We start from the raw sequence: 22,125 nt of genomic DNA, 5'->3' as shown, positions 1-22,125 counted from the left end.
TTTACATTGTTAACAAAAAACTATTACGTAATCTTACCACTTTTAAAAGCGTCCAAACTATACTGGTGAGGCTGACAAACATAGCTCTGATGCTTGAGCAATTTATGATCGCACTGGAAGGGTACAAAATTTTAAGAGAACTGTATGATAGCCCTCGTTCTCAGGTGTATCAGGGATACCGAGAGTCCGATCGCCAACCAGTCGTGCTGAAATTATTGCGGGAGGAATATCCTACCCCAGAAGCGATCGCTCGGTTTAAACTCGAATACGAACTGACACGCCGCTTTCAGGTTCCGGGAATTATCCAAGCTTACAGCATCGAAAAATATCAAAATACCTTAGTCTTAGTTTTAGAAGATTTTGGTGGACAACCTCTGCGGAGTTGGCTAACTCAAAATCCCTTGGCGCTGGAAAATTTTCTGCACATTGCAATTCAAGTAGCAGCAGCTTTAGGTGCAATTCACCAGCAACAAATTATTCATAAAGATATTAATCCTGGCAATATTCTGCTAAATCCCCAAACGCACCAAACCAAAATTATTGATTTTGGCATTGCAACGCTGTTGTCAAAGGAAAATCCAACTGTACTCAACCTAAATATTTTAGAAGGAACCCTGGCTTATATTTCGCCAGAACAAACAGGAAGAATGAACCGAGCGATTGATTATCGCAGTGATTTTTATTCTTTGGGGGTGACGTTTTACGAACTGCTGACACAACAATTACCCTTTATTAGCGAAGATCCTGTAGAACTTGTCCACAGTCATATTGCCAAACAAGCGATTCCGCCCCATAAAATTAATTCGGCAATTCCTGTAGTTATTTCGCAATTAGTGATGAAATTACTCGAAAAGACTGCGGAAGAAAGATATCAAAGCGCCTTTGGTTTACAAGCAGATTTACAACAATGCTTAGATTTATTGACAACAACAGGAGCAATTTCACCCTTTGAACTAGGAAAAAAAGATAGTTCTGATAGATTTCAAATTTCCCAAAAACTTTACGGTAGGGAACAAGAAGTTACCGACTTATTAATAGCTTTTGAACGGGCTAGTCGTGGACAAAGTGAAGTGATGTTGATTGCCGGTTACTCTGGAATTGGTAAATCAGCTTTAGTGCAGGAGATTTACAAACCAATTACGCAAAAACGGGGATATTTCATCTCAGGAAAGTTTGACCAATTTCAACGTAATATTCCCTACAGTTCCTTAATTCAAGCCTTCACAGCTTTAATTCGTCAACTATTAACGGCAACAGAAACAGAAATCAATATTTGGCGGGAAAAATTATTAACTGCTTTGGGTGACAATGGTCAAGTTATTATTGATGTCATTTCCGAAGTAGAACTGATTATTGGTAAGCAACCGCCTGTAGTAGAATTACTACCCCAAGAAGCTGAGAACCGCTTTAATTTAGTATTACAAAACTTTATTACTGTTTTTACTCAAAAAGAACATCCTATAGTCATTTTTTTGGATGATTTGCAGTGGGCGGATGTTGCATCTTTACAGTTAATTGAATTATTGATGAGTCAGTTAGATAGTAAATACTTATTGCTGATCGGGGCGTATCGAGATCATGAAGTAGATGCAACTCATCCTTTGCGGAGTGCGATCGCTACTTTAACAACAGCCGGGGTCACAATTAATGAAATTGCCTTAACACCCTTAGAATTGCCGCAAATTCATGCACTGCTGAGTGATACCTTTAATAGTCATGATTGGGATAAATTAACTCCCCTGGCACAATTATTACAGCAAAAAACCAACGGCAATCCTTTCTTTATGAATGAGTTTCTCAAGTCGCTGTATACAGAAGGATTGCTGCAATTTGATGTGCTGCGCCGGGAATGGGATTGGCAACTCAGCCAAATTCAGGCGGCGCAAATTACCGATAATGTTGTGGAGTTAATGGCAGGTAAAATTCAAAAACTGCCAATTAATTCTCAGCAAGTTTTACAGTTAGCATCTTGTATTGGCAATCAATTTGATTTAAAAACTTTAGCCATTGTCCAAGAAAAATCTCTGCCAGAAACAGCCGCCGAGTTATGGGAAGCGGTAGAAATGGGGCTAATTTTTCCCCAAGGTAACGACTATCAATTATTACAAGTGGGCGATCGCGAAGTTGCTGCCAACTTAACAAATTTAGATATCGTCTACAAATTCTTACACGATCGCGTCCAACAAGCAGCCTATTCACTCATTCCTCCCAGAGAAAAACAAGCAGTGCATCTGCAAATTGGGCAATTGTTATTGCAGAATATTACTATTGCAGAACAAGAAGAAAAGATTTTTGACATTGTTAACCAATTAAATTTCGGTTGGGAATTAATTACAGATGCACAACAGCGACAACAATTAGCCCAGTTAAACTTAACAGCCGGAAACAAAGCAAAAGCTTCCGCCGCCTACGAACCTGCTTTGCAATATTTAAAAACAGGAATTAATTGTTTAACAGCAACAAGTTGGCAACAGCAATATTCTCTGACTTTATCTCTGCACGAAGCGACTGTAGAAGCTGCTTATTTGGCTGGGGCGTTTGAATATATGGATGAATTAATTGAGGTGGTGTTACGTCACACTCAAACCACAATTGATCAAGTCCAAGTTTATGCCATTAAAATTCAATCTCTTGTCGCCAGAGATGAATTATTAACAGCCGTAAAATTAGGTTTGCAAGTTCTCAAACTTTTGGGAATCCCTTTAGCAGCTAACCCTGGACAATTGCAAATTTTGTTGGGACTATTAAAAACAAAACTCGCCTTAGCTGGTAGACAAGTACAAAATTTAGCTGATTTACCTCAACTAACTAATCCGACTAAGTTAGCTGCAATTCATATTTTATCCAGTATTGCTTCTTCAACTTATTTAGCAGCGCCAAACTTGTTTCCTTTAACGGTGTTTAAACAGGTGGAACTTTCCGCCATATATGGCAATACGCCAGAGTCAGCTTTTGCTTACGCTACTTACGGCTTGATTTTGTGTGGCGTTGTCGGAGATTTAACGGGGGGATATGAGTTTGGTGAGTTGGCATTAAAACTAATAGAACGCTTCAATGCCAAAAATATGCAAGCTAGAGTATTGTTTGTGGTGAATAGTTTTGTGCGTCACTGGCGAGAACCAATTGCTAATACCTTACCTGCATTGCAAATTGCTTTTCAAGTAGGCCGAGATACAGGGGATACAGAGTATGCGTCCTTTTCAGCAAATGTTGGTACCAGTCATAGTTATTTTTGTGGTCAAGATTTAAAAGAAGTAGATCAAAGTTTAGCTAATTATTTAGAAGTAATTCAGAAGTTTAAGAAAAAGCCAGTTTTAGATTTAATTAAAATTTATCGGCAGGCGATCGCTAATTTGCAGGGTAAAAATGCCAATCCCTGTGAGTTGGTAGGGGAATTTTACAATATCACAACCAGCTTACACCTACACATTGAGACAAATTACCGCACAGCAACTTTTACTGTCTACACTCATTTATTGACATTGAATTATTGGTTTGAAGATTACCAAACTGCTTGGCAAAATGCCGAACTAGCAATTCCTTATATAGATGCTGTAGTGGCGTTATTTATCATTGGTTGGTTTTATTTTTATGATTCTTTAGTGCGGTTAGCCTTAGTAACAAATAGCAATTTAACAGAACGGCAAACATTCCTCAAACAAGTTACAGCCAATATCAAAAAGCTAAAAACTTGGGCGCAGTCTGCACCGAGTAATTACAGCCATAAATTAGCCTTAGTCGAAGCAGAATGGCATCGAGTCCATGATGAAACAGCAGAAGCGATCGCTTGTTATGATCGTGCCATTAATTTAGCCCAAGAAAACAACTATCCTAACGAAGCGGCGTTAGCAAATGAACTTGCAGCCAAGTTTTATCTCGCCCAAAATAAACAGAAAGTTGCCCAAGGATATATGCAGGATGCTGCTTATCTTTATTTACAATGGGGCGCAACTGCAAAAGTTAAACATCTGGAAAATCAATATCCTCAATTATTAAGCCGCAAGTTAGAAAGAATTACTAGTCCTCATCTTTCTACCAAAAGTACCAATGCCAGCAGCGTTACCAGTACCAGTGGTTCTGCTTCCCTGGATTTAGTCACAGTGATGAAAGCTTCCCAAGCTTTATCAGGAGAAATTCAGCTAGATAAACTGCTGACTAATTTAATGCAAATTTTAATGGAAAATGCCGGAGCGCAACAAGGGTGTTTACTATTAGAAACTAAAGGCAAGTTTTTAATTGAAGCCCAAGGTACAGTTGAACAAAATAACATTCAAGTCTTAAAATCATTGCCGATAGAAAATAGTTCAATGCTGTCTGTGGCAATTGTCAATTATGTCATCCGCACTAAAACAAGTGTAGTGTTGAATGATGCCACGCGCAAAGGTGAGTTTATCCGTGATCCTTACATTCGCCAATTTCAACCGCGATCGCTTTTATGTGCGCCTTTAATTAATCAAGGCAAACTCACTGGTATCATCTATTTAGAAAATAACTTGACCACAGGCGCATTCACCCCTGACCGTTTAGAGTTACTCAACTTACTTTCGACTCAAGCAGCAATTTCTCTGGAAAACGCTCGTTTATACACCGACTTAGCCGCCTTAAACCAAGCCTACGAACGCTTTGTTCCCCGTCAGTTTCTGCAATTCCTGAACAAACAAAGTATTGTTGATGTGCAGTTGGGTGATCAAGTCCAACAAGAAATGTCAGTTTTATTTACCGATATTCGCTCATTCACCACTTTATCAGAAACTTTAACCCCCGCCGAAAACTTTCAATTTATCAACTCATATTTGAGTTGTATGGAACCAATAATTATTCAACATAATGGTTTTATTGATAAATATATTGGCGATGCGATTATGGCTTTATTTGCTGGTAATGCTGATGATGCAGTGCAAGCCGGCATTGCGATGTTACAAGCTTTAGTCACTTACAATCAAGAACGGCAAACTCAAGGTCAAACCCCAATTCAAATTGGTATTGGGATTAACACTGGTTCCCTGATTTTAGGCACAGTCGGCGGCTTTAATCGCATGGATGGCACAGTCATTAGTGATGCGGTAAATTTAGCCTCAAGAATAGAAGGCTTAACCAAAACATTTAACACACCACTATTAATTACAGACCAAACATTTCAACGGTTGAAAAATTGCGATCGCTCTGATATTCGCATAGTTGGACAAGTAAAAGTCAAAGGTAAAATTACAGCCGTCACCGTCCATGAAGTATTTACCGCCGATGTTCCTGAAATCCGCCAAGGTAAACTAGCAACCACCGAATTATTTAACACTGCCCTTAAGCTTTACCAAACCCAACAATTTACCTTAGCCGCCCAACATTTTCAAGATTGTTTACAACAAAATCCCTTAGATCAAGTCGCGCGAATCTATCTTAATCTTTGTCAGTCAGAGTTGCCGTTATCAACTATTTTCACGGAAGAGATTAAATTGTGAAAATTTAGCTAGTTATACCAATTTAAGAAAAGAATGCGACAGATAGAAATCAGGAAAGTCTTACTGGAGCTAAATTTTTAATTACGTTAGCGCAGCGTTAGCGAGCCTGCGATAGCGAAGCGTTAGCGAGGAACGAGCGTCGCGTCATTGCGACTTGCGAATTGCGAATTGGTATTACATCTCAATACAGTTCAGTTAAGGTAACAACTTAGACTGGTGTAGGTTGGGTAGAGGAACGGAACCTAACATTCACGCATATTTTGTTGGGTTACGCTATCCCTACACCCAACCTACTATTCTCTTAACTGCGGTTTATTTTCTTTAACTAGGTATCATTGATGTCAACATTTTCATAGCTAGTGTAACTATTTTGATTAGTTATACTATTCCTAAAATTTCATCCAGAAATGTTTTAACAAGATTTACACTTTCTATCATAAGTGTAGTTTCATCAATCCAGCGATTATCCTGTATTGAAACTTGTAAAGTTCTTCCTGGTTTAAGGATGCTGCTAATGATTGATATGACTGCTTTATTTTTACCTGATGGCTTATTTAATTCTCGTAAATCATCTTTGCTTAATTGACTCTGATCAATACTAGAAACATAATTTAGTGCAAGTTGCAGTAAATCTGGGTAGTTTAACTTAGCACATTCTAGCAGAATGTCTTCTAAAGTACCTGCAACCAGATTATTAGGCATAATAAATATGCCACATCGTGGAGAAGTATTTGTGACTTTTCCTAGTGCAGATGGCAAAGGTAAAGCAATAGATTGAATTTCATTAATTAAGGCGTTAAATCTTGCTGAAGGTGTTTCATTGCTATCAGCGTCTAAAACAAAACCGACACTAAAAATCTCAGCAGATGAAATTAATGCTAAACTCTCTTCTACAGTATTCGCTAAACGTGTAATTCCTACCGCACTGTGTAAAGCAATAGACAATTCACTATTTTCTAAAAAAGTAGGAACAGGTACACGTTTCATCAAATCATCATCTACAGGAAATGTTTTTGGTACAAGTGGTTCCCAAAATGGATCTAGTGCAGATAATCTTGTGACTCGACGCAAGTTATAAAATTTTAGTAATCGAATTAAAAATTCAATATCTTGTGGCCCTTCTGCCACTATATAACAATATTTAACCATGACTACCTCTAATATCCAATCCGCGCTCAGAGCGTAGTCTATGCAGAAGATTACCAGAAAATCTTTGTGGTGGTTTTCCTTGGGGATTTAATCGAAAAGCAACAATATTCTCTGTACTCATATCTGTTTGTAACATAGCATCAACCGCTTCCAGACTATGAGTTGTAGTGAAAAGCTGTACATTTCTTTTACAACAAGCTTCCACAAGCCAAGAAAATACTCTACTCAGTGCTGAAACATGAATAGATGTTTCAATTTCATCAATTAACAACACACCATTTTTAGTAGAGAACAAAGTTAAAGCAATTACTAAAGTTCGCTTCAGTCCGTCGCCAAAAGTATATAAAGGCGCAAAACCTAATTGTTGATGTTCTATATAAAGAGTTGCTTTAGCTGTAGATGGAGATAATATTTGAATATCAATAATATTTTTGTCAAACCATTGAATTATTTCTAATACTTCTTGTTTTCCACCTGGATCTTCCAAAATTATTTGTGTTAGTCGCTCTAAAATTGGCTGTGATGAAGAATATGAGGGAGATACAGTTGCATTGTTGACAAAAGGTTTACTTCTTTTACGCCAAATAAACCGCTCATTTTCCCAAATTTGAAATATTTCTTGGCGTTCTACTTCCTGAGTAAATAAATCTCTTTGTCCTGTTTTAGAATAAGCTATAACTTTTAATTCCAGACCTGAACGTACAGAGTCAGTTTCAGCAGTAGACACATCTTCATTTAATTGCTCATTATGAGGATTTTCTGATCCACTACCATAAATTTCTTCTAAGGTTGCTTTCAGCCCAATTATAGAAGTATTACCACTGGTATTAATTAAAATCTCGCTGTTGCTCTCTTCTTGATTAAAAGAGTTGATATTTTGCGGAAAAATCCATTTTAATGCGTCAATATCTGGGCGAGGAATTGCCAATGCTTTACCAAGATAAACGCGGCGTTGTGAAATTTCTAACCACTGAAATGGATCAAGTGGATTACATAAAATTGCAATAGCTTCTAAAATGCTAGTCTTTCCTGAATTATTATCACCAACAAAAATATTTACCTGTCCTAATTGGGACAGTGCTATTGTCTTTAACCCGCGATATCTATTGATTTGTAGATGGTCAAAGACATGATTCATGTTGATGATTCCTGAAACCTAAAATTTTTAGCTAAAATAAATATCATTGTTATGTAAATATAATTACTTACATAATAAATGTGATGAGTCATATTTATTATGTAACAACTCACATTATTAATGCGATCGCTCACATCATGAATGTACTGGTTCACATTATGAATGTAACGACTCACATTCACAATGTATCAGTCTGCAATCAAACTGCACGCTTACGTTAAATATTATCCTAGCTAAAAAATTTATATTACTGATAATTTTTTAGTTGCAATGGGTACGTTAAATATGTATCCTTATACGGAAACATCCATGCCTACCCAAGATACGACACGTCGTTTATCTCGTCAGATAATTATTCAAGACACCACTTCCTTACACGGGTTGCAAACGATTAACAACTACACAACAACCCGCGCTGATGCCACAGAAGACGCTTTGCAGACAGCTTATCAAAAAATGTTAATGCTGCAACAAGTCGAAAATGAAAAACTCACTTTATACCGTGCGGCTACTGATGCGGCGAGATTAGCCGAATGGGAATTTCACAACGCAGTGTTAGCCATGAAAGAAGTTGTGCGGGGACAATATGGTTCAGATAGTGATCAAGCGCAAGCCGTAGGATTTAAGAAAAAATCAGACCGTAAACGTCCCGCTCGCAAAAAGTCAGTAGCGATCGCTAGTTAATTAATATATAAATCTTACGTACACAGTTTGTCTGTGAAAACTGGGTAAAAGGGTGTAAGGGTATGGGGTGTCAGGTTTTAGATAAATAAACTTTTATACCCTTACACTTTCCCGGTTCTCTTTCATCCTCAGATTCCGCAACGCTGAGTTTATTCTCTAAAATAGAGGTAGGTAAAAGCGTCAGATTACCAAAAATTTAATTGTGACAACATCTGCTCAAATACTACCACTAGTCAAAGATCCAGAGCGTCTAGAAAACCGATTAGCTGAAATCCCGCCGGAACCCGGTGTTTATTTTATGCGGGATGGCAGCGATCGCATTATATATATAGGTAAGTCACGGAAATTGCGATCGCGTGTGCGTTCTTATTTTCGTGAAGGTTATACAAAAAGCGAACGCATCGCCACAATGGCGAGACAAGTCACAGAAATTGAGTTTATTGTCACCGACACAGAAGCTGAAGCTTTGGCGTTGGAAGCCAATTTAATCAAGCAGCATCAACCATACTTTAATGTGCTGCTCAAAGATGATAAAAAATATCCTTACGTTTGCATCACTTGGTCAGAAGACTATCCCCGCATCTTCATCACACGCAAACGTCAACTAGGTAAAGAAAAAGATAAGTTCTACGGCCCTTATACAGATACAGGTTTATTAAGAGAAATCCTCCGCATTAGTAAGCGCATCTTTGCACTTAGACAACGACCCCAACCATTATTTAAAGACCGTCCCTGTTTGAATTATGACATGGGGCGTTGTCCCGGTGTCTGTCAACAATTAATTTCCCCGTCCGAATATCGCAAAACTGTGCAGAAAGTAGCAATGGTATTCCAAGGTAGAACTCAGGAATTGATTGATATTTTGAGCGAACAAATGCACAAAGCCGCCGAAGCTTTAAACTTTGAATCGGCGGCGCGGATACGTGATCAAATTTCTGGGTTAAAATCTCTGACGGCAGATCAAAAAGTATCCTTACCAGATGATACAGTTTCGCGGGATGCCATAGCGTTAGCCGCAGATACACAACACGCCTGTATTCAATTATTTCAAATTCGCGCTGGACAATTAGTCGGACGTTTAGCCTTTGTTGCTGATGCACAAGCTGAACCAGGTGCAATTTTACAACGAGTTTTAGAAGAACATTACCAAACTGCTGACGCGGTGGAAATTCCGACGGAGATTTTGGTACAGCATGAGTTACCCGACACAGAAATATTAGCGGATGTTTTAACTCAGAGGAAGGGTAGAAAAGTCACAATTGTTGCGCCTCAACGCCAAACCAAGGCAGAATTAATTGAGATGGTCGAGCGTAATGCCCAATACGAATTACAAAGAATGCAAAAATTGGGCGATCGCAATACACAAGCTATGCAAGATTTAGCTGATATTCTCGACTTACCAGAATTACCCCACCGTATTGAAGGTTACGACATTTCCCATATCCAAGGTTCTAATGCGGTTGCTTCTCAGGTGGTATTTATTGATGGTTTACCCGCCAAGCAAAATTATCGCCATTACAAAATCAAAAATCCCACCGTCACAATAGGACATTCCGATGATTTTGCCAGTTTAGCAGAAGTCATTCAACGGCGGTTTCGGAAATATAGCGAAGATTCCCAACTACCACGCGCCGGCAATCCTGACTGGCCTGATTTAATTATGATTGATGGCGGTAAAGGTCAGCTATCATCTGTCGTTGGCGTGTTGCAAGAAATGAACTTACTAGAAGACTTGCGGGTTGTGAGTTTGGCAAAACAGCGCGAAGAGATTTTTTTACCGGGAGAGTCGCAACCCTTACCCACCGACGCAGAACAACCAGGAGTCCAATTACTTAGAAGGTTACGGGATGAAGCCCATCGGTTTGCCGTGAGTTTCCATCGTCAACAACGCAGTGATAAACTAAAGCGATCGCGTTTAGATGAAATCCCCGGCTTAGGACATCATCGCCAAAAGCAACTATTAGGTCATTTTCGCTCAGTCGATTATATCCGCCAAGCTACACCCGCTCAACTCGCCGAAGTTCCAGGAATCGGCCCACGACTAGCACAGGAAATCTACGATTACTTTCATCCCGCGTAAAAGCTTCAAGGTGAAGAAGAGTCGAACTGCATTCTTCTTAATCCGCCTTCAGTTGTACAATCTGCCATTTCACTGAGAAACTCAGGATAATATTCTGTATTTCTAATTAACCAGTCAGCAGTTCTAACTTTAGCATTGCTTTGAAATTTACCTCCAACTGGATAAATTTCATTATTTTTCAGTGCCAAAAAACTTTCAACTCTCCCTGAAACCCTGGCATTAGTCTTGTCTTGATAGATTGCTTTAAACCCAGCCATTTTAGTAATAGAAGTACCTTTGTTTAAAGAGCAAGCAGAACCACTCTTGATGTTGGCAGCAATTAATAAGTTATCACTAGTAATAAAAAAGCGCATATTGTTTATTACTGATTCTGTAACTTCAGCACGAGCAGGCAATAAAGCAATAGTTAAACTGGCTAAAGCAATCGGTATGACTAAAAATCTTTTCATTGTCTTCAACATTAAATTCCATGTTTCTAATATCTATAAATTTAGCGATGATGACAATCGTAAGATTAGTGAAATTAAAATCAAGGGAAAATGAACCTTCAGTATATTATTATTAAGTCATTTTCATCTTAGATAATATCCAAAATCATCTGCGTGCATCCGCGTCCATCTGCGGTTAATTCCTTTTTAGTATCTGACTGCAAATTTCAACCTCACTCTATAACCTATCCCCCATGACGTAAATACAAATAAATCAACAATGCCAAAATTGCTAAAAATAAATTCAAGGAAAAACGACTCAGAATAAAACGCCCAATTTCTGGATAAAAAAACTGCCTCCAACGTAAAGGTTCAAGAACTCTAGCTAACAAAAATAACCCAAAAATAGCATTTCCTCCCAACATCAGTGCAAATAACACTAAACCTCTATGCCATGAGCGAGAAATTAAGATGATTGGTGGTTGCTTCTGTACCCTTCTTAATAATTGTTCTAATCGCCAAAACATCCACAATAAAAAGGGAAATAAACCATAACTGAGAAAGTTAATTGGTACAGCATAACGCCAAGCAATTGATAAAAAATTCACCAGTGCATGACAAACCACAGAATTGATCAAAGCTGAGAAAATTAACTTCTGGTGGTGATGTAATTTGAGATTTGAGGCAAAATAAACTCCTAAAGCATAACCCCAAGGTGCAGAAAACATTGTATGAACTGGTGTACCAATACTCCGGTCAAGAATTGAGGCGGTACCGTGGTAAAGGTAAATCCAGTTTTCTTCGGCGGTAAACCCCAAAGCCACAGCAATGGTAAATAGCAAAATGCTACTGCTGCGGAATCGATATCTGCGTTGGAGATAGATAATGGGGAGAATAACGGCGATGAACTTGCAACCTTCTTCAATGGGGCCGATTTCTATGAGTTGACGTAAGGCTGCGCCAAAAAGCGATCGCTGAATTTGTTGCCAGTTTACAATGGAATTAAGTCCAAGTTCCGCCAACCATTGTAAACGCAGGGCAGCACCACCAGAAATTGCCCCGGCTATAAAAAACCACAGCAAACGCAGTAAAGCCGGAGCAAAGGCGACACGGTAATAGTAATAACCTAAAAGTAACAGTGGGGGAATTGCCGCCCAAAGTATTACAGCTAAATTAGTCACGCACCTTAGCAATTACAGTCCGGTGGCGCGGGCTATTGCTGCTAATTGTAGGACGTTGAAAACCTGCATCCATCAACGCTTGCTCAATATCCAAAGAAAAGTACTCATCTAAATATGGTTCAGTACTCTTGAGCAAAGTCAAAATGTAGGGAGGCATTTTTTTGTAAATCTCCGATTTAGGATTCATGTCCATAATTGCCAAATGGCCACCAGGACGCAACAATCGCCGCGCTTCCGCAAAAATTTGGCGAGTTGGTGCTTGAGGTAGTTCATGACAAATCAGAAATAGCGAAACCAAATCAAAAGACGCATCTGGTAGCCCTGTTGATTCGGCTGCGGCATGAAGCCAGTTGATATTAGCTTGACGTTGCTGGGCGCGGTAGTTAGCAACAGCCAGGAAGTAGGGAGACAAATCTAAGCCTGTCACTTTCGCTTCGGGATAAACCTGTTGCAAAGCAAAAGTACTTAATCCCACACTACATCCCATATCCAGAATGTCGCGTGGTTCCTCAGCCAAAAAAGGTTTGAGAATATTATGATAACTTCGCCGGAGTTGGCGATCGCCTTCAACTTCAGCACCAGGCCAAATTTTCGCGTGAACAGCATGGGCCGCAGGTTCGACTTCAAACGCCGCTTGCCAACTCAGATTGCCCTGTTCGTAGGCATGAAATGAAGTGACATAATAATCTGGATAGGAAAGCTGCGGATTTTGGACTTGCGCTAAATCTGTTGACCAATTACGCGCTTTTAGTCTCTCTACTTCCTTTGTCCAAGGCACACCAATTTTTTCAGCGCGTTTAATCATCATTTGCCGGGCTTGGTGCTTGGCTAGGTTCGCTAAAGGCTTAATTGCTAAAATGCCGTTTACCAAGTTAACAGCCCAGTTGGGAGAGTTTTGTACAGCAGCAGTCATAAGTTGATTTGCATTGAACAGCCTTTTTTACTTATGACATAATTCCTGCAAGCCAGTCTAGCAATAGTTAAGTTCCGTAACTGAGTTGGAGGTGGGGAATAGGGAGTTGGGAGTGTGGGAAGAGAGGGGAGAGAGGGGAGTGTGGGGAGTGTGGGGAGTGTGGGAAGAGAGGGGAGTGTGGGGAGAGAGGGGAGTGTGGGGAAAGATTTCTTCACCATCCTCCCACACTTCCCCCGCATTTCTCACAAGCTTCAGGCGTTTGATGGGGCAGAGGGGCAGAGGTGCGGAGGGGCAGGGGAGAGAGTACCTTCATTCTCCCCTGCTCCCCTGCTCCCCTGCACAGGCTTTGAAAGGTGTGGTGAGAAATCCGGGTTCCCACCCTTCCCACACCCCTGGATTTCTCTCTTGTGAGAAATCCAGGTAGCCCCTAACCTCTAATCTTTCTTTGCTTCAGGAAATTTATATTATCTGAGTTTCTAACTGCACATTAATCTTTAGAATTAAAATGCTTTGGGATAATTGCTCTAAGTACGGAGGGAGGAAAGTTAAGCAGTGGATATTTTAGACCTGTTTCAAAAGGGTGGGCCAGCGATGTGGCCTTTGGCAGTTTTGTCAATTCTGGCTTTGAGTGTGATTTTAGAGCGTTTGTGGTTTTGGCTGCGGATTTTAAATCAAGAAAAGGAAGTAGTGAACCGTGTACTAGATGCAGCCCAAGAAGATTGGGATATAGCCGCAGATATCGCTAAACGATCTACAGATCAGCCCATTGGGCGATTTCTCTACGCGCCTTTACGCCTGTTAAAAGTGGATTTGGAAACTTTTCGTTTAGCACTAGAAGCCACAGCCGAAGACGAATTAGCCGGGATGCGTCGTGGTGAAAAACTCTTAGAGGCGGTGATTGCACTTTCCCCACTGTTGGGACTATTGGGTACAGTTTTGGGTTTGATACAGTCCTTGCGCTCAATTCGCATTGGTGATTTAGGTACAGAATCAGCTGCTGGCGTAACTACTGGGATTGGTGAATCTTTGATTAGTACTGCCGCAGGGTTAATCGTTGCAATTATTAGTTTGGTATTTTATCGGCTATTCCAAGGTTTTTTAGTTAACCAAGTCAAAATTTTTCGCAAGGCGGGGAATGATTTGGAATTACTTTATCGTCAATCTCCACCAGAATTTAGCAACAATACAGCAATTGTGCATGAAGCTTCTCGTGAAACTGTCACTCCACCCCGCAAAAAAGCTAAAAATCTATTTCCCCAACCTCCAGAAGAACCAGATGTGACTGATTCATTAGATCCTGAGTCATAAGAAGGCAGTGGTTCGGCTCCTTTCGACTGCGCTCAAGGCAAGTCGCTCACCAACCAGAGGCAGGAGGCTCACTTCGACTACGCTCAGTGACCAGGAGGCAGGAGGCAGAAGACAATTTATTACTCAGCACTCACACTTCGACTTACCTCGACTTCGCTCGGTACAAGTCGCTCAGTGAACAGCACTCAGCACTCAGCACTTTGCTATAACTAAAATTTTACAGACGATGAAAGTTAATCTGCATACTCCAGTTGAAGAAGTACAAATTCAAATCATTCCTTTAATTGATGTTGTTTTTTGTATTTTGACGTTTTTTTTGTTAGCAGCATTACAATTTACTCGCCAACAAGCCATTAATGTTGACTTGCCTAAAGCTTCTACCGGGACATCTGCGATCGCAGGACAATCTGGTAGTCAAATTGTGACCATTGATGCTGTGGGTAATATTTACATTGAAAAACAGCCTGTAAAACGCGAGGAATTAGCAGAGATACTCAGGCAATATCTCGCACAAAACCCGAATGGGATTTTGGTATTAAATGCTTCTCGGACTGCAACTTATAATGATGTGGTGGAAACCCTAGATTTGTTACGCCAAGTCGGAGGCGATCGCGTTTCTTTAGGCATTATCCCTGGGCCGAGTCAAACTTCCACCACTCAACCTAATCAACTGCCAGAATCCTATTTTCCAAATAATCCTAGCGTGCCTAATGCACCAATTCCCGAAACCAATCCCCAGGGAAATTTTAATCCCAATATCCCTATTAACCCTAACCAAATACCTCCCAATTATGGACAGCCCCCCACTGGGGAAGGCGTAATTCCTGGTGTACCAAATGCACCAGCAACACAAATACCAGTAGCACCAGGAAATACTAATAATTCTGCTCCAAACTGATAAATTTGAGCAGAATTTTCCCACTCAAAATGCAGTGATGGAAGATGCAGCAAAAATCCTTCTTCATCTTCCATTGTGGATTTTGGATTATGACTCCTGACTTCTGACTTTTGGTCACTGAGCGTAGTCGAAGTGAACCTCCTGCCTCCTGATAATTTCTTACCCAAACCTAAAGATATAAAAAATAAATTATTGATAGAGAAAAATATCTGGTAATTTACAAGTAATTGGCAAAGCTTCAAAAAATCTGAAATCGGTTGCTTAAACAAGCGATCGCCAATCGCCATTCGCGTTTCAAGGGTTGTGGCAATGAATGCAATTGTAACGCTTTTTATTGTGTGGGTAGTAACATCTATCAGCCTGCTGATTATTAGTAAACTTCCCCTCGGAGTTGAAGTTGACTCACCTAAAAAAGCCTTTATTTCAGCAGCAGTTCTCGGTATTGTTACGGCGATCATCAGACCGATTTTACGCCTAATCTTTGCAGTACCGAATTTCCTTACATTTGATTTATTATCCGGCATCTTCACTTTTATGATTGCCGTTGTTTGTTTTAGTATTGCTGCTTGGTTAGTAGAGGGCTTCCGGTTACGTTTCGGTATCTGGAGTGCTGTGTTAGGCGCGTTAGCTCTCACCTTCATCAACAGCTTAATCTACAAATTACTCGGTGTCTGATATTTCAGAGGTTAGAGGTTAGTACCGCTACGCGGAAGTCAAAAGTCAAAAGTTAAAAGTCAAAAAGCTTATATTACAAGCTTTTCACTAACTTGAAATGATATCTTTATTTCCGCCGACCTGTACTAGTCCTTAGTCTCTACTCACTTTTTTTCAAAGCAGCGAATAACTAATTCTCAGTGGCGAAACCATGTTAAGATACATCTCAATTATGAAAGCTGTGTTGGATAGATTGGATAAAAACGAACATGGAAGCAGCACTATTATTAGCTAAACTGCCCGAAGCTTACCAAATTTTCGATCCTCTGGTAGACGTTCTTCCAGTAATTCCTGTTTTCTTCTTGTTACTTGCTTTCGTATGGCAAGCAGCTGTGGGATTTAGGTAAGTTAAGTAAATTTTTCATCAATGGGACAGGTATTGTACCTGTCCTATTTTTTTTGACAATATGTTTTTGCTAAAACTTGATATTTCTTAATTATTTGTAACAACTAGCAAAAAGTTAAGTAATATAGTTGATACAGACTAATTTAAACTTATGCCAATTGGAAAAAAGATTGCGATCGCATGGATTGACAGAACCTAGACATAGACTGCAATTCTTAATCCAAAATGGTATTAATCTTTTTAGCCAAGGGTTTTACAGTCAACAAGGAATTAAATATTTATGGGTAACATTAAATTTGTTAAAGAAGACAAAGAAGTCATAGCTGCTAATGGCGCTAACTTGCGGCTAAAAGCGGTAGAAAACGGTATTGATTTGTACACACTATTTGGAAAAATGACCAACTGCGGTGGTTACGGTCAGTGTGGTACTTGTGTTGTAGAGGTAGTAGAAGGTTTAGAAAATCTTTCGCCGCGCACCGATGTAGAAAAGCGCAAATTTAAGAAAAAACCCGATAATTACCGCCTCGCCTGTCAAGCTTTAGTACATGGCCCTGTGAGTGTAGTAACAAAACCTTAACCCTTAAAGCTTACCTGCCAGCAGCATTGGTGACATAAGAAGTAAAAAAAATAAGGCTAACACGGGCATCGATGATGCTATTCTAAAGTTGTTGACTGGAAAATATAGAGAGGCTTCTTTGCCATGCAAGTTAATGACTTAGGGTTCGTAGCGAGCATTCTGTTCGTACTAGTTCCCTCTGTGTTTTTATTAATTCTGTACATCCAAACAGCCAGCCGCGAAGGTAAAAAAGATAGTTAATAGTTTGTGCATAAGATAAAAAACCCCTACACCACTGGTGCGGGGGTTTTTATTTATCAACCGCTAAATTTTGAGTAGAGAGAGGTTAGAGACTAGAGGCTAGTTAAAAAAATACTTATCCTAACGCGATGTGCAACTTATTTTTAAAACCCCTCTCCAAACCTCTCCGCTTCGGGGAGAGGCTTTGAGTCTTGCTCCCCTTCCCTGCGAGGGAAGGGGTTGGGGGTTAGGTTTGAGAGAAAGTTGCACACGGTTTTATCCTAGTACAACGTGGCGGAAGTAAAGATACCATTTCAAGTTAGTGAAAAGCTTGTGATATAAGCTGTTTGACTTTTGACTTTTGACTGTTGACTTCCGGGTAGCGGTACTAGCCTCTAGCCCCTCGTAGTTTTATGCACTAGTTCTTGCCAACAATACTGGACAAGTAGCGTTAACTCGAACATAATCAGACAAAGAAGCACCGATGAGTCTGTCTATATCGACAAAGCTCTTGGCTACTGATGGACGACGATCTGGAGAACCGAGTAGAAGTAAGTCTACACTCAACTCTTCGGCGAGACGACAAATTTCTTCACCGGGTTTACCGCTACTGGTGTAGCAGCGAGTTTGGACACCATATTTTTGAGCTTCGGCGTAAGCTGCGCCAAAAATGGGATTTTTTTCGGGGATAACTTCAGCAACTTCTGAGGTTTTACCGCGCAAATCAGTATTAATATGAGTCAGAATTAATTGGCTACCAGGAACACCTCGCAGCAAGAATAAAGCTAAACTTAAACAATGTTTGGCTGGATCAGAATTATCTAACGCTACCATGATGCGTTTAATTCTTTTGACATAAATGTCATCTTTAACCAGCAACATGGGGCGAGAAGACAATTGAAAAACATACTGACTGACAGAGTTTGCCAAAATTGACTGCAAACGCTTGAGTCCGCGTGAACCCATGATGATTAAGTCAGCATCAATTTCATCGGCTACTTGACAAACTACGTCTTTGGGTTCACCTTGCCGTAAAATCGAAGAAACTTGGCTAGGATCTAAGTTTAAAGACTGAATGGCGTTGGCAAGAATTTTACCCCCTTCTTCCCATTTATTTGTCATTGCAGAAGCAGTACTTTGGGGAGGTACAACGTGCAGAACTGTTACTTTAGCACGTTGAATTGATGGTACTTCTTTCAAGGTTTTGAGCATTTCTTCTGCATGACCTAAGCCCGAAACCGCTAACAAAATTTTTTCTATCATTGCTTAATTCTGACTTGTAAATGTTGCTTTAGTGTTTGCTATTCAGGAATTGGCTCAGTTGATTTACCAACTTTTGGCTCAATAACCTAACTTTTTTACGCAGGATTACCTGTTGTTTGAAATGTTAATTATTTCTGCCTAACTATCGGACTGAGTATTTGAGAGCAAGTCAAGTTGAAATCACTAGTATATTGCAGATAAAATACATGAAATCAACTAGAAACATTTAGTTTTATTGCTACCTCTTACCTAGTCTTTTTACTAGGCTTCAATAATTAAGCTTACTCTTAATATTAGCTCAGTTAACTTTATAAAATATGATGTTATTTATTATTTTTAATCTATATTAACTTTTATTCATTAGAAGCAAGTTAAGTATTGCAAAGAAGTCTGAGAAAATTAGGGCAATTATACCATTGTTTCTGGGAGCGATCGCCTGCTTTAAAGAAAAGATAGCTTTATCAAATATTAAGTTTTTAATTATAACTTTAGTTTCGTTTATGGGAACAATAAACTATAACTATTTAACTGCATAAAAAACTGTGCTTATGCAATTTTCCCCAATACTTGCTACTCTCCTACTGGCTGTCACATCACCAGCTTTAGTATTGTATCATTCACAACTTATCCTTGCTCAAGCGCCAACTCCCACTGCGGAAGAACGCCTCACCGAAGCCATCATGTTAAATAATCAAGGTGAGGGAATAGTTTATAAGGATTTAGTGGGTTTGGCTGATTTACAAGCCGGGTTAGAACTCTTTCAACAGTCCTTAGCAATATTTAAACAGTATGGTGCGAAGGCTGGAGAAGCCAATAGCTTGGTAAATATTGGCTACGTTTATTTACGGAAAGGAGAGTACCCTAAAGCACTGGATTTTTTGCAGTCAGCCTTAGATATTCGCCGCAAACTCCGCGATAAAGAGAACGAATGGATACCATTATCTTATATCGCTGAAGTCTATCTGAATCTCGGAGATTATCAAAAAGCTCTCGATTTTTATCAACCTGCTTTAAAAGTTCTCCAAGAACTAAAAGCGGCAAATCCTCAAGGTTATAATTACACAACTAGCGAAACTATTTTATTAGCAGATATAGGCTCAGTTTACTTCCGTACTGGCAAATATTCTCCAGCTTTAGAGTTTTATCAACAAAGTTTGACAATTCAAAAAGCCAAGGGTGATAAAAGTGGTACTGCTCAAACTTTAAACAACATTGGTGTTGTTTATCTCAACTTGGGAAACTATGCTCAAGCCTTAGATTCTTATCAGCAAGGATTAAAAGATTTACAAGAATGCTGTTCTACTTTTTATGGAACGCAAGCAGCGATTTTCAATAATATTTCCGGTGCATATTTTAGCTTAGGTCAGTATCAAAAGTCCTTGGAGTTTGCGGAAAAGTCTACAAATATTTATAAAAAACTTGGCACTGGAGAATATAAAAGTACAGACGAGCAAGCAATCAAGTTATTGTATAATGCCCTTGGTCAAAATGCTCAAGCTCTGCAACAAGTTACCAATCGTGCTAATGTTGGTGATGCGTTTGGCAAAGATTCATTTCAATTTCAAGGTGCAGCGTTAAATCTGAATAACATTGGGCAGATTTATTTTAGCTTGGGTAAGTATGACGAAGCACTCAAGTTATATCAGCAAGCTTTAGAGATATACAAGCAAAATAACTATAAATTAGGGATAGCGGTAGCACTAAATAATATTGGACGAGTTTACCAAAATTTAGGTAACTATAACCAAGCCTTGGAATATAATCAGCAGGCTTTAGCTAATTATCGGGAAGTTGGCGATCGCACTGGCGAAGGCGTAACAATTAGTAACTTAGGGCAAGTTTATCAAAAACAAAATCAATACGATCAAGCTTTGGGGTTATATCAGCAAGCTGTTGCTATTCATCGAGAGGTGGAAGACAAAATTAGTGAAGCTGCGACACTGAAGTTTTTAGGGGACGTTTTAGCAGCCCAAAATCAACCACCACTAGCGATCGCATTTTACAAGCAATCGGTTAATTTAACCGAAACGATTCGCCAAAGTTTGCGGGGTGTGCCGACAGATGTGCAGAAATCTTACACCGAAACCGTCTCGGAAAGATATCGCCGTCTAGCTGATTTATTATTGCAGCAAAATCGTCCAGCCGAAGCGCAACAAGTTTTAGATTTGCTGAAAATTCAGGAAGTTAGTGATTATATTGGCAATCGCGGCGCTAGTACACCAAAAGTCACAAATCGCAATACTCAACGGGGAAGTACTGCAACCGTAGCAGTGACACCCGAAAAATTACCGTTGAAACCACAGGAAGAGCAAATATCTCAGAAGTATAGCGCCATTCAAGAGCAAGCGATCGCACTTGGTAAAGAACTCACCACCCTGCGAAAAATTCCCCCGCAAACCCGTACCGCAACGCAAGAAAAACGCCTTGCTGAATTAGTGAAACTAGAACAAACCACCAACGCCGAATTTAACAAGTTTATTAAAAGTCCCTCGGTTGTGGCGTTGGTACAACAATTATCAGCCACATCAGGACAGGAAAATTTAAACTTACGCCAACTTAATTCTTTAAGAGATAACTTACGCCAGTTAAATCAAAAAGCTGTTTTGTTATATCCTTTAGTTTTAGATGACAGGTTAGAATTAGTTATTGTCTCGGCTGATGCGCCACCAATTCATCGTACTGTACCAGTCAAAGCCGCAGAATTAAACCAAACAATTAATGAATTTCGAGAAGCAATTCTTGTTCCTTACAAAAATAGTAAAACCCCAGCCAATAAATTATATAACTGGTTGATTAAACCTATAGAAAATGATTTGAAACAAGCCGAAGCTAAAACTATAATTTATGCCCCTGATGGTAAATTGAGATATGTGCCGTTAGCAGCATTATATGATGGTCAGAATTGGTTAGTGCAGAAGTTTGTCATTAATAATATTACCTCTGCTAGTTTGACTAAATTAGTGAATCAACCACCAACCCCAAGCAATGCTTTAGCTGCGGCTTTTACTAAAGGCGAATATACAGTAGCAGTTGGTCAACGCCAAGAAATGTTTAGTGGGTTAGAATTTGCTAAAGCCGAAGTTGAAAACGTAGCTAAAATTCTTCCTGGTAGCAAAGTTATATTAGATAAAGATTTTAATCCTAATGCAACAATTCCCCAAATGAATGATTACAAAATTGTACATTTGGCGACGCATGGTAAGTTGGTAGATGGTTCCCCAGAAGATTCATTTATTGTGTTTGGTGATGGCGAACACGCGACTTTACGAGATATCGAAAATTGGTCTTTGTCAAATGTTGATTTAGTAGTGTTGAGTGCTTGTCAGACTGGTTTAGGTGAAAAATCAGCCAATGGACAAGAAATTTTAGGGTTAGGATATCAGATCCAATTAGCAGGTGCGAAAGCTACAATGGCTTCATTATGGGCTGTATCTGATGGCGGGACACAAGCTTTAATGAATGAGTTTTATGCAGCTTTGAAAGCGGGGAAAGTTACTAAATCTGAGGCGTTGCAAAAGGCGCAAATTGCTTTATTGACGGGGAAGAATAGTGAGTTTAATCATCCTTATTATTGGTCAGCTTTTATTTTGATTGGTAATGGGTTGTAGATGATGGATTCTTCTATCTCTTGCAATGCTGCTATCAAAAGTTGTGCGATCGCTCTATCTTGCACCAACTATCTTATCGCAATCCTAAATGATTTATAAACATCTCTGTCCCTGTTCTACCTTGTCCCCCTTGTCTCCCTTGTCCCCCTTGTCTCCCTTGTCT

17 protein-coding genes are annotated in these 22,125 nt (G+C 39.5%); 11 read left to right on the top strand and 6 right to left on the bottom strand.

All coding sequences use genetic code 11. The features are described 5' to 3' along the window. Positions 1 to 89: 89 nt before the first annotated feature. On the top strand, positions 90 to 5,456 hold the full coding sequence (locus H6G79_RS07710) for an AAA family ATPase (protein WP_242048228.1): 5,367 nt from the start codon (positions 90 to 92) through the stop codon (positions 5,454 to 5,456). A 378-nt stretch (positions 5,457 to 5,834) separates the two neighbouring features. Here the strand turns inward: H6G79_RS07710 and H6G79_RS07705 are convergent, their stop codons facing one another. Further along, a complete protein-coding gene (locus H6G79_RS07705) occupies positions 5,835 to 6,605 on the bottom strand; it encodes a DUF3226 domain-containing protein (RefSeq protein ID WP_190588216.1) in 771 nt (256 codons plus the stop codon). Beyond that, complete coding sequence (locus H6G79_RS07700) at positions 6,598 to 7,743, bottom strand: ATP/GTP-binding protein (RefSeq protein WP_190588217.1); 1,146 nt, start codon at positions 7,741 to 7,743, stop codon at positions 6,598 to 6,600. The genes H6G79_RS07705 and H6G79_RS07700 overlap by 8 nt, the downstream gene beginning before the upstream one ends. An 83-nt stretch (positions 7,744 to 7,826) precedes the next feature. Between H6G79_RS07700 and H6G79_RS07695 the strand changes: the two genes are divergently transcribed. The 3 genes from H6G79_RS07695 to uvrC all read left to right on the top strand — a co-directional run bounded on the left by H6G79_RS07695 (position 7,827) and on the right by uvrC (position 10,507). Further along, positions 7,827 to 7,964 carry a hypothetical protein gene (locus tag H6G79_RS07695; RefSeq protein WP_190588218.1) on the top strand — a complete coding sequence of 46 codons (138 nt, stop codon included), beginning with the start codon at positions 7,827 to 7,829 and terminating at the stop codon, positions 7,962 to 7,964. A gap of 88 nt (positions 7,965 to 8,052) precedes the next feature. Next, positions 8,053 to 8,427: a hypothetical protein gene (locus H6G79_RS07690; RefSeq protein ID WP_190588219.1), complete on the top strand. Its 375-nt coding sequence runs from the start codon at positions 8,053 to 8,055 to the stop codon at positions 8,425 to 8,427. 202 nt (positions 8,428 to 8,629) lie between these two features. Next, entirely contained in the window at positions 8,630 to 10,507 is a 1,878-nt protein-coding gene (gene uvrC, locus H6G79_RS07685) for an excinuclease ABC subunit UvrC (RefSeq protein WP_190588220.1), read from the top strand. 5 nt (positions 10,508 to 10,512) lie between these two features. Here the strand turns inward: uvrC and H6G79_RS07680 are convergent, their stop codons facing one another. The 3 genes from H6G79_RS07680 to H6G79_RS07670 all read right to left on the bottom strand — a co-directional run bounded on the left by H6G79_RS07680 (position 10,513) and on the right by H6G79_RS07670 (position 13,029). Next, complete coding sequence (locus H6G79_RS07680) at positions 10,513 to 10,956, bottom strand: hypothetical protein (protein ID WP_199333907.1); 444 nt, start codon at positions 10,954 to 10,956, stop codon at positions 10,513 to 10,515. Positions 10,957 to 11,180: 224 nt separating this feature from the next. Next, entirely contained in the window at positions 11,181 to 12,116 is a 936-nt protein-coding gene (locus H6G79_RS07675; protein WP_190588221.1) for a PrsW family glutamic-type intramembrane protease, read from the bottom strand. Further along, the gene (locus H6G79_RS07670) at positions 12,109 to 13,029 is read right to left on the bottom strand and encodes a class I SAM-dependent methyltransferase (protein ID WP_190588222.1); all 921 of its coding nucleotides are present in this window, start codon (positions 13,027 to 13,029) and stop codon (positions 12,109 to 12,111) included. The genes H6G79_RS07675 and H6G79_RS07670 overlap by 8 nt, the downstream gene beginning before the upstream one ends. A 552-nt stretch (positions 13,030 to 13,581) precedes the next feature. Between H6G79_RS07670 and H6G79_RS07665 the strand changes: the two genes are divergently transcribed. The 6 genes from H6G79_RS07665 (at position 13,582) to psbM (ending at position 17,112) form a co-directional block, all read left to right on the top strand. Beyond that, a complete protein-coding gene (locus H6G79_RS07665; RefSeq protein WP_190588223.1) occupies positions 13,582 to 14,337 on the top strand; it encodes a MotA/TolQ/ExbB proton channel family protein in 756 nt (251 codons plus the stop codon). Positions 14,338 to 14,563: 226 nt separating this feature from the next. Continuing rightward, complete coding sequence (locus H6G79_RS07660; protein ID WP_190588224.1) at positions 14,564 to 15,235, top strand: biopolymer transporter ExbD; 672 nt, start codon at positions 14,564 to 14,566, stop codon at positions 15,233 to 15,235. Positions 15,236 to 15,544: 309 nt separating this feature from the next. Beyond that, positions 15,545 to 15,910 carry a phage holin family protein gene (locus tag H6G79_RS07655; protein ID WP_062295233.1) on the top strand — a complete coding sequence of 122 codons (366 nt, stop codon included), beginning with the start codon at positions 15,545 to 15,547 and terminating at the stop codon, positions 15,908 to 15,910. Positions 15,911 to 16,158: 248 nt separating this feature from the next. After that, positions 16,159 to 16,296: a photosystem II reaction center protein K gene (locus H6G79_RS07650; RefSeq protein WP_006195022.1), complete on the top strand. Its 138-nt coding sequence runs from the start codon at positions 16,159 to 16,161 to the stop codon at positions 16,294 to 16,296. 279 nt (positions 16,297 to 16,575) lie between these two features. After that, complete coding sequence (locus tag H6G79_RS07645) at positions 16,576 to 16,872, top strand: 2Fe-2S iron-sulfur cluster-binding protein (protein WP_190588225.1); 297 nt, start codon at positions 16,576 to 16,578, stop codon at positions 16,870 to 16,872. A gap of 123 nt (positions 16,873 to 16,995) precedes the next feature. Further along, on the top strand, positions 16,996 to 17,112 hold the full coding sequence (psbM, locus tag H6G79_RS07640) for a photosystem II reaction center protein PsbM (RefSeq protein ID WP_015113622.1): 117 nt from the start codon (positions 16,996 to 16,998) through the stop codon (positions 17,110 to 17,112). A gap of 390 nt (positions 17,113 to 17,502) precedes the next feature. Here the strand turns inward: psbM and H6G79_RS07635 are convergent, their stop codons facing one another. Beyond that, entirely contained in the window at positions 17,503 to 18,354 is an 852-nt protein-coding gene (locus H6G79_RS07635; RefSeq protein WP_190588226.1) for a universal stress protein, read from the bottom strand. A gap of 548 nt (positions 18,355 to 18,902) precedes the next feature. Here H6G79_RS07635 and H6G79_RS07630 point away from each other — a divergent pair. After that, on the top strand, positions 18,903 to 21,962 hold the full coding sequence (locus H6G79_RS07630) for a tetratricopeptide repeat protein (protein ID WP_190588227.1): 3,060 nt from the start codon (positions 18,903 to 18,905) through the stop codon (positions 21,960 to 21,962). The last annotated feature ends 163 nt before the right edge of the window (positions 21,963 to 22,125 follow it).

Source organism: Anabaena sp. FACHB-83 (assembly GCF_014697485.1).
Lineage (GTDB): Bacteria > Cyanobacteriota > Cyanobacteriia > Cyanobacteriales > Nostocaceae > Nostoc_B.
This window is presented reverse-complemented; position numbering and strand designations above follow the sequence as displayed.

Coding starts and splice junctions, on each gene's coding strand:
- H6G79_RS07700 (WP_190588217.1), bottom strand. CDS start 7,743: ATGAATCATGTCTTTGACCATCTACAAATCAATAGATATCGCGGGTTA.
- H6G79_RS07650 (WP_006195022.1), top strand. CDS start 16,159: ATGGAAGCAGCACTATTATTAGCTAAACTGCCCGAAGCTTACCAAATT.
- H6G79_RS07705 (WP_190588216.1), bottom strand. CDS start 6,605: ATGGTTAAATATTGTTATATAGTGGCAGAAGGGCCACAAGATATTGAA.
- H6G79_RS07635 (WP_190588226.1), bottom strand. CDS start 18,354: ATGATAGAAAAAATTTTGTTAGCGGTTTCGGGCTTAGGTCATGCAGAA.
- H6G79_RS07690 (WP_190588219.1), top strand. CDS start 8,053: ATGCCTACCCAAGATACGACACGTCGTTTATCTCGTCAGATAATTATT.
- H6G79_RS07655 (WP_062295233.1), top strand. CDS start 15,545: ATGAATGCAATTGTAACGCTTTTTATTGTGTGGGTAGTAACATCTATC.
- H6G79_RS07630 (WP_190588227.1), top strand. CDS start 18,903: ATGCAATTTTCCCCAATACTTGCTACTCTCCTACTGGCTGTCACATCA.
- H6G79_RS07710 (WP_242048228.1), top strand. CDS start 90: ATGCTTGAGCAATTTATGATCGCACTGGAAGGGTACAAAATTTTAAGA.
- H6G79_RS07660 (WP_190588224.1), top strand. CDS start 14,564: ATGAAAGTTAATCTGCATACTCCAGTTGAAGAAGTACAAATTCAAATC.
- H6G79_RS07695 (WP_190588218.1), top strand. CDS start 7,827: ATGAGTCATATTTATTATGTAACAACTCACATTATTAATGCGATCGCT.
- psbM (WP_015113622.1), top strand. CDS start 16,996: ATGCAAGTTAATGACTTAGGGTTCGTAGCGAGCATTCTGTTCGTACTA.
- H6G79_RS07670 (WP_190588222.1), bottom strand. CDS start 13,029: ATGACTGCTGCTGTACAAAACTCTCCCAACTGGGCTGTTAACTTGGTA.
- H6G79_RS07680 (WP_199333907.1), bottom strand. CDS start 10,956: ATGAAAAGATTTTTAGTCATACCGATTGCTTTAGCCAGTTTAACTATT.
- H6G79_RS07645 (WP_190588225.1), top strand. CDS start 16,576: ATGGGTAACATTAAATTTGTTAAAGAAGACAAAGAAGTCATAGCTGCT.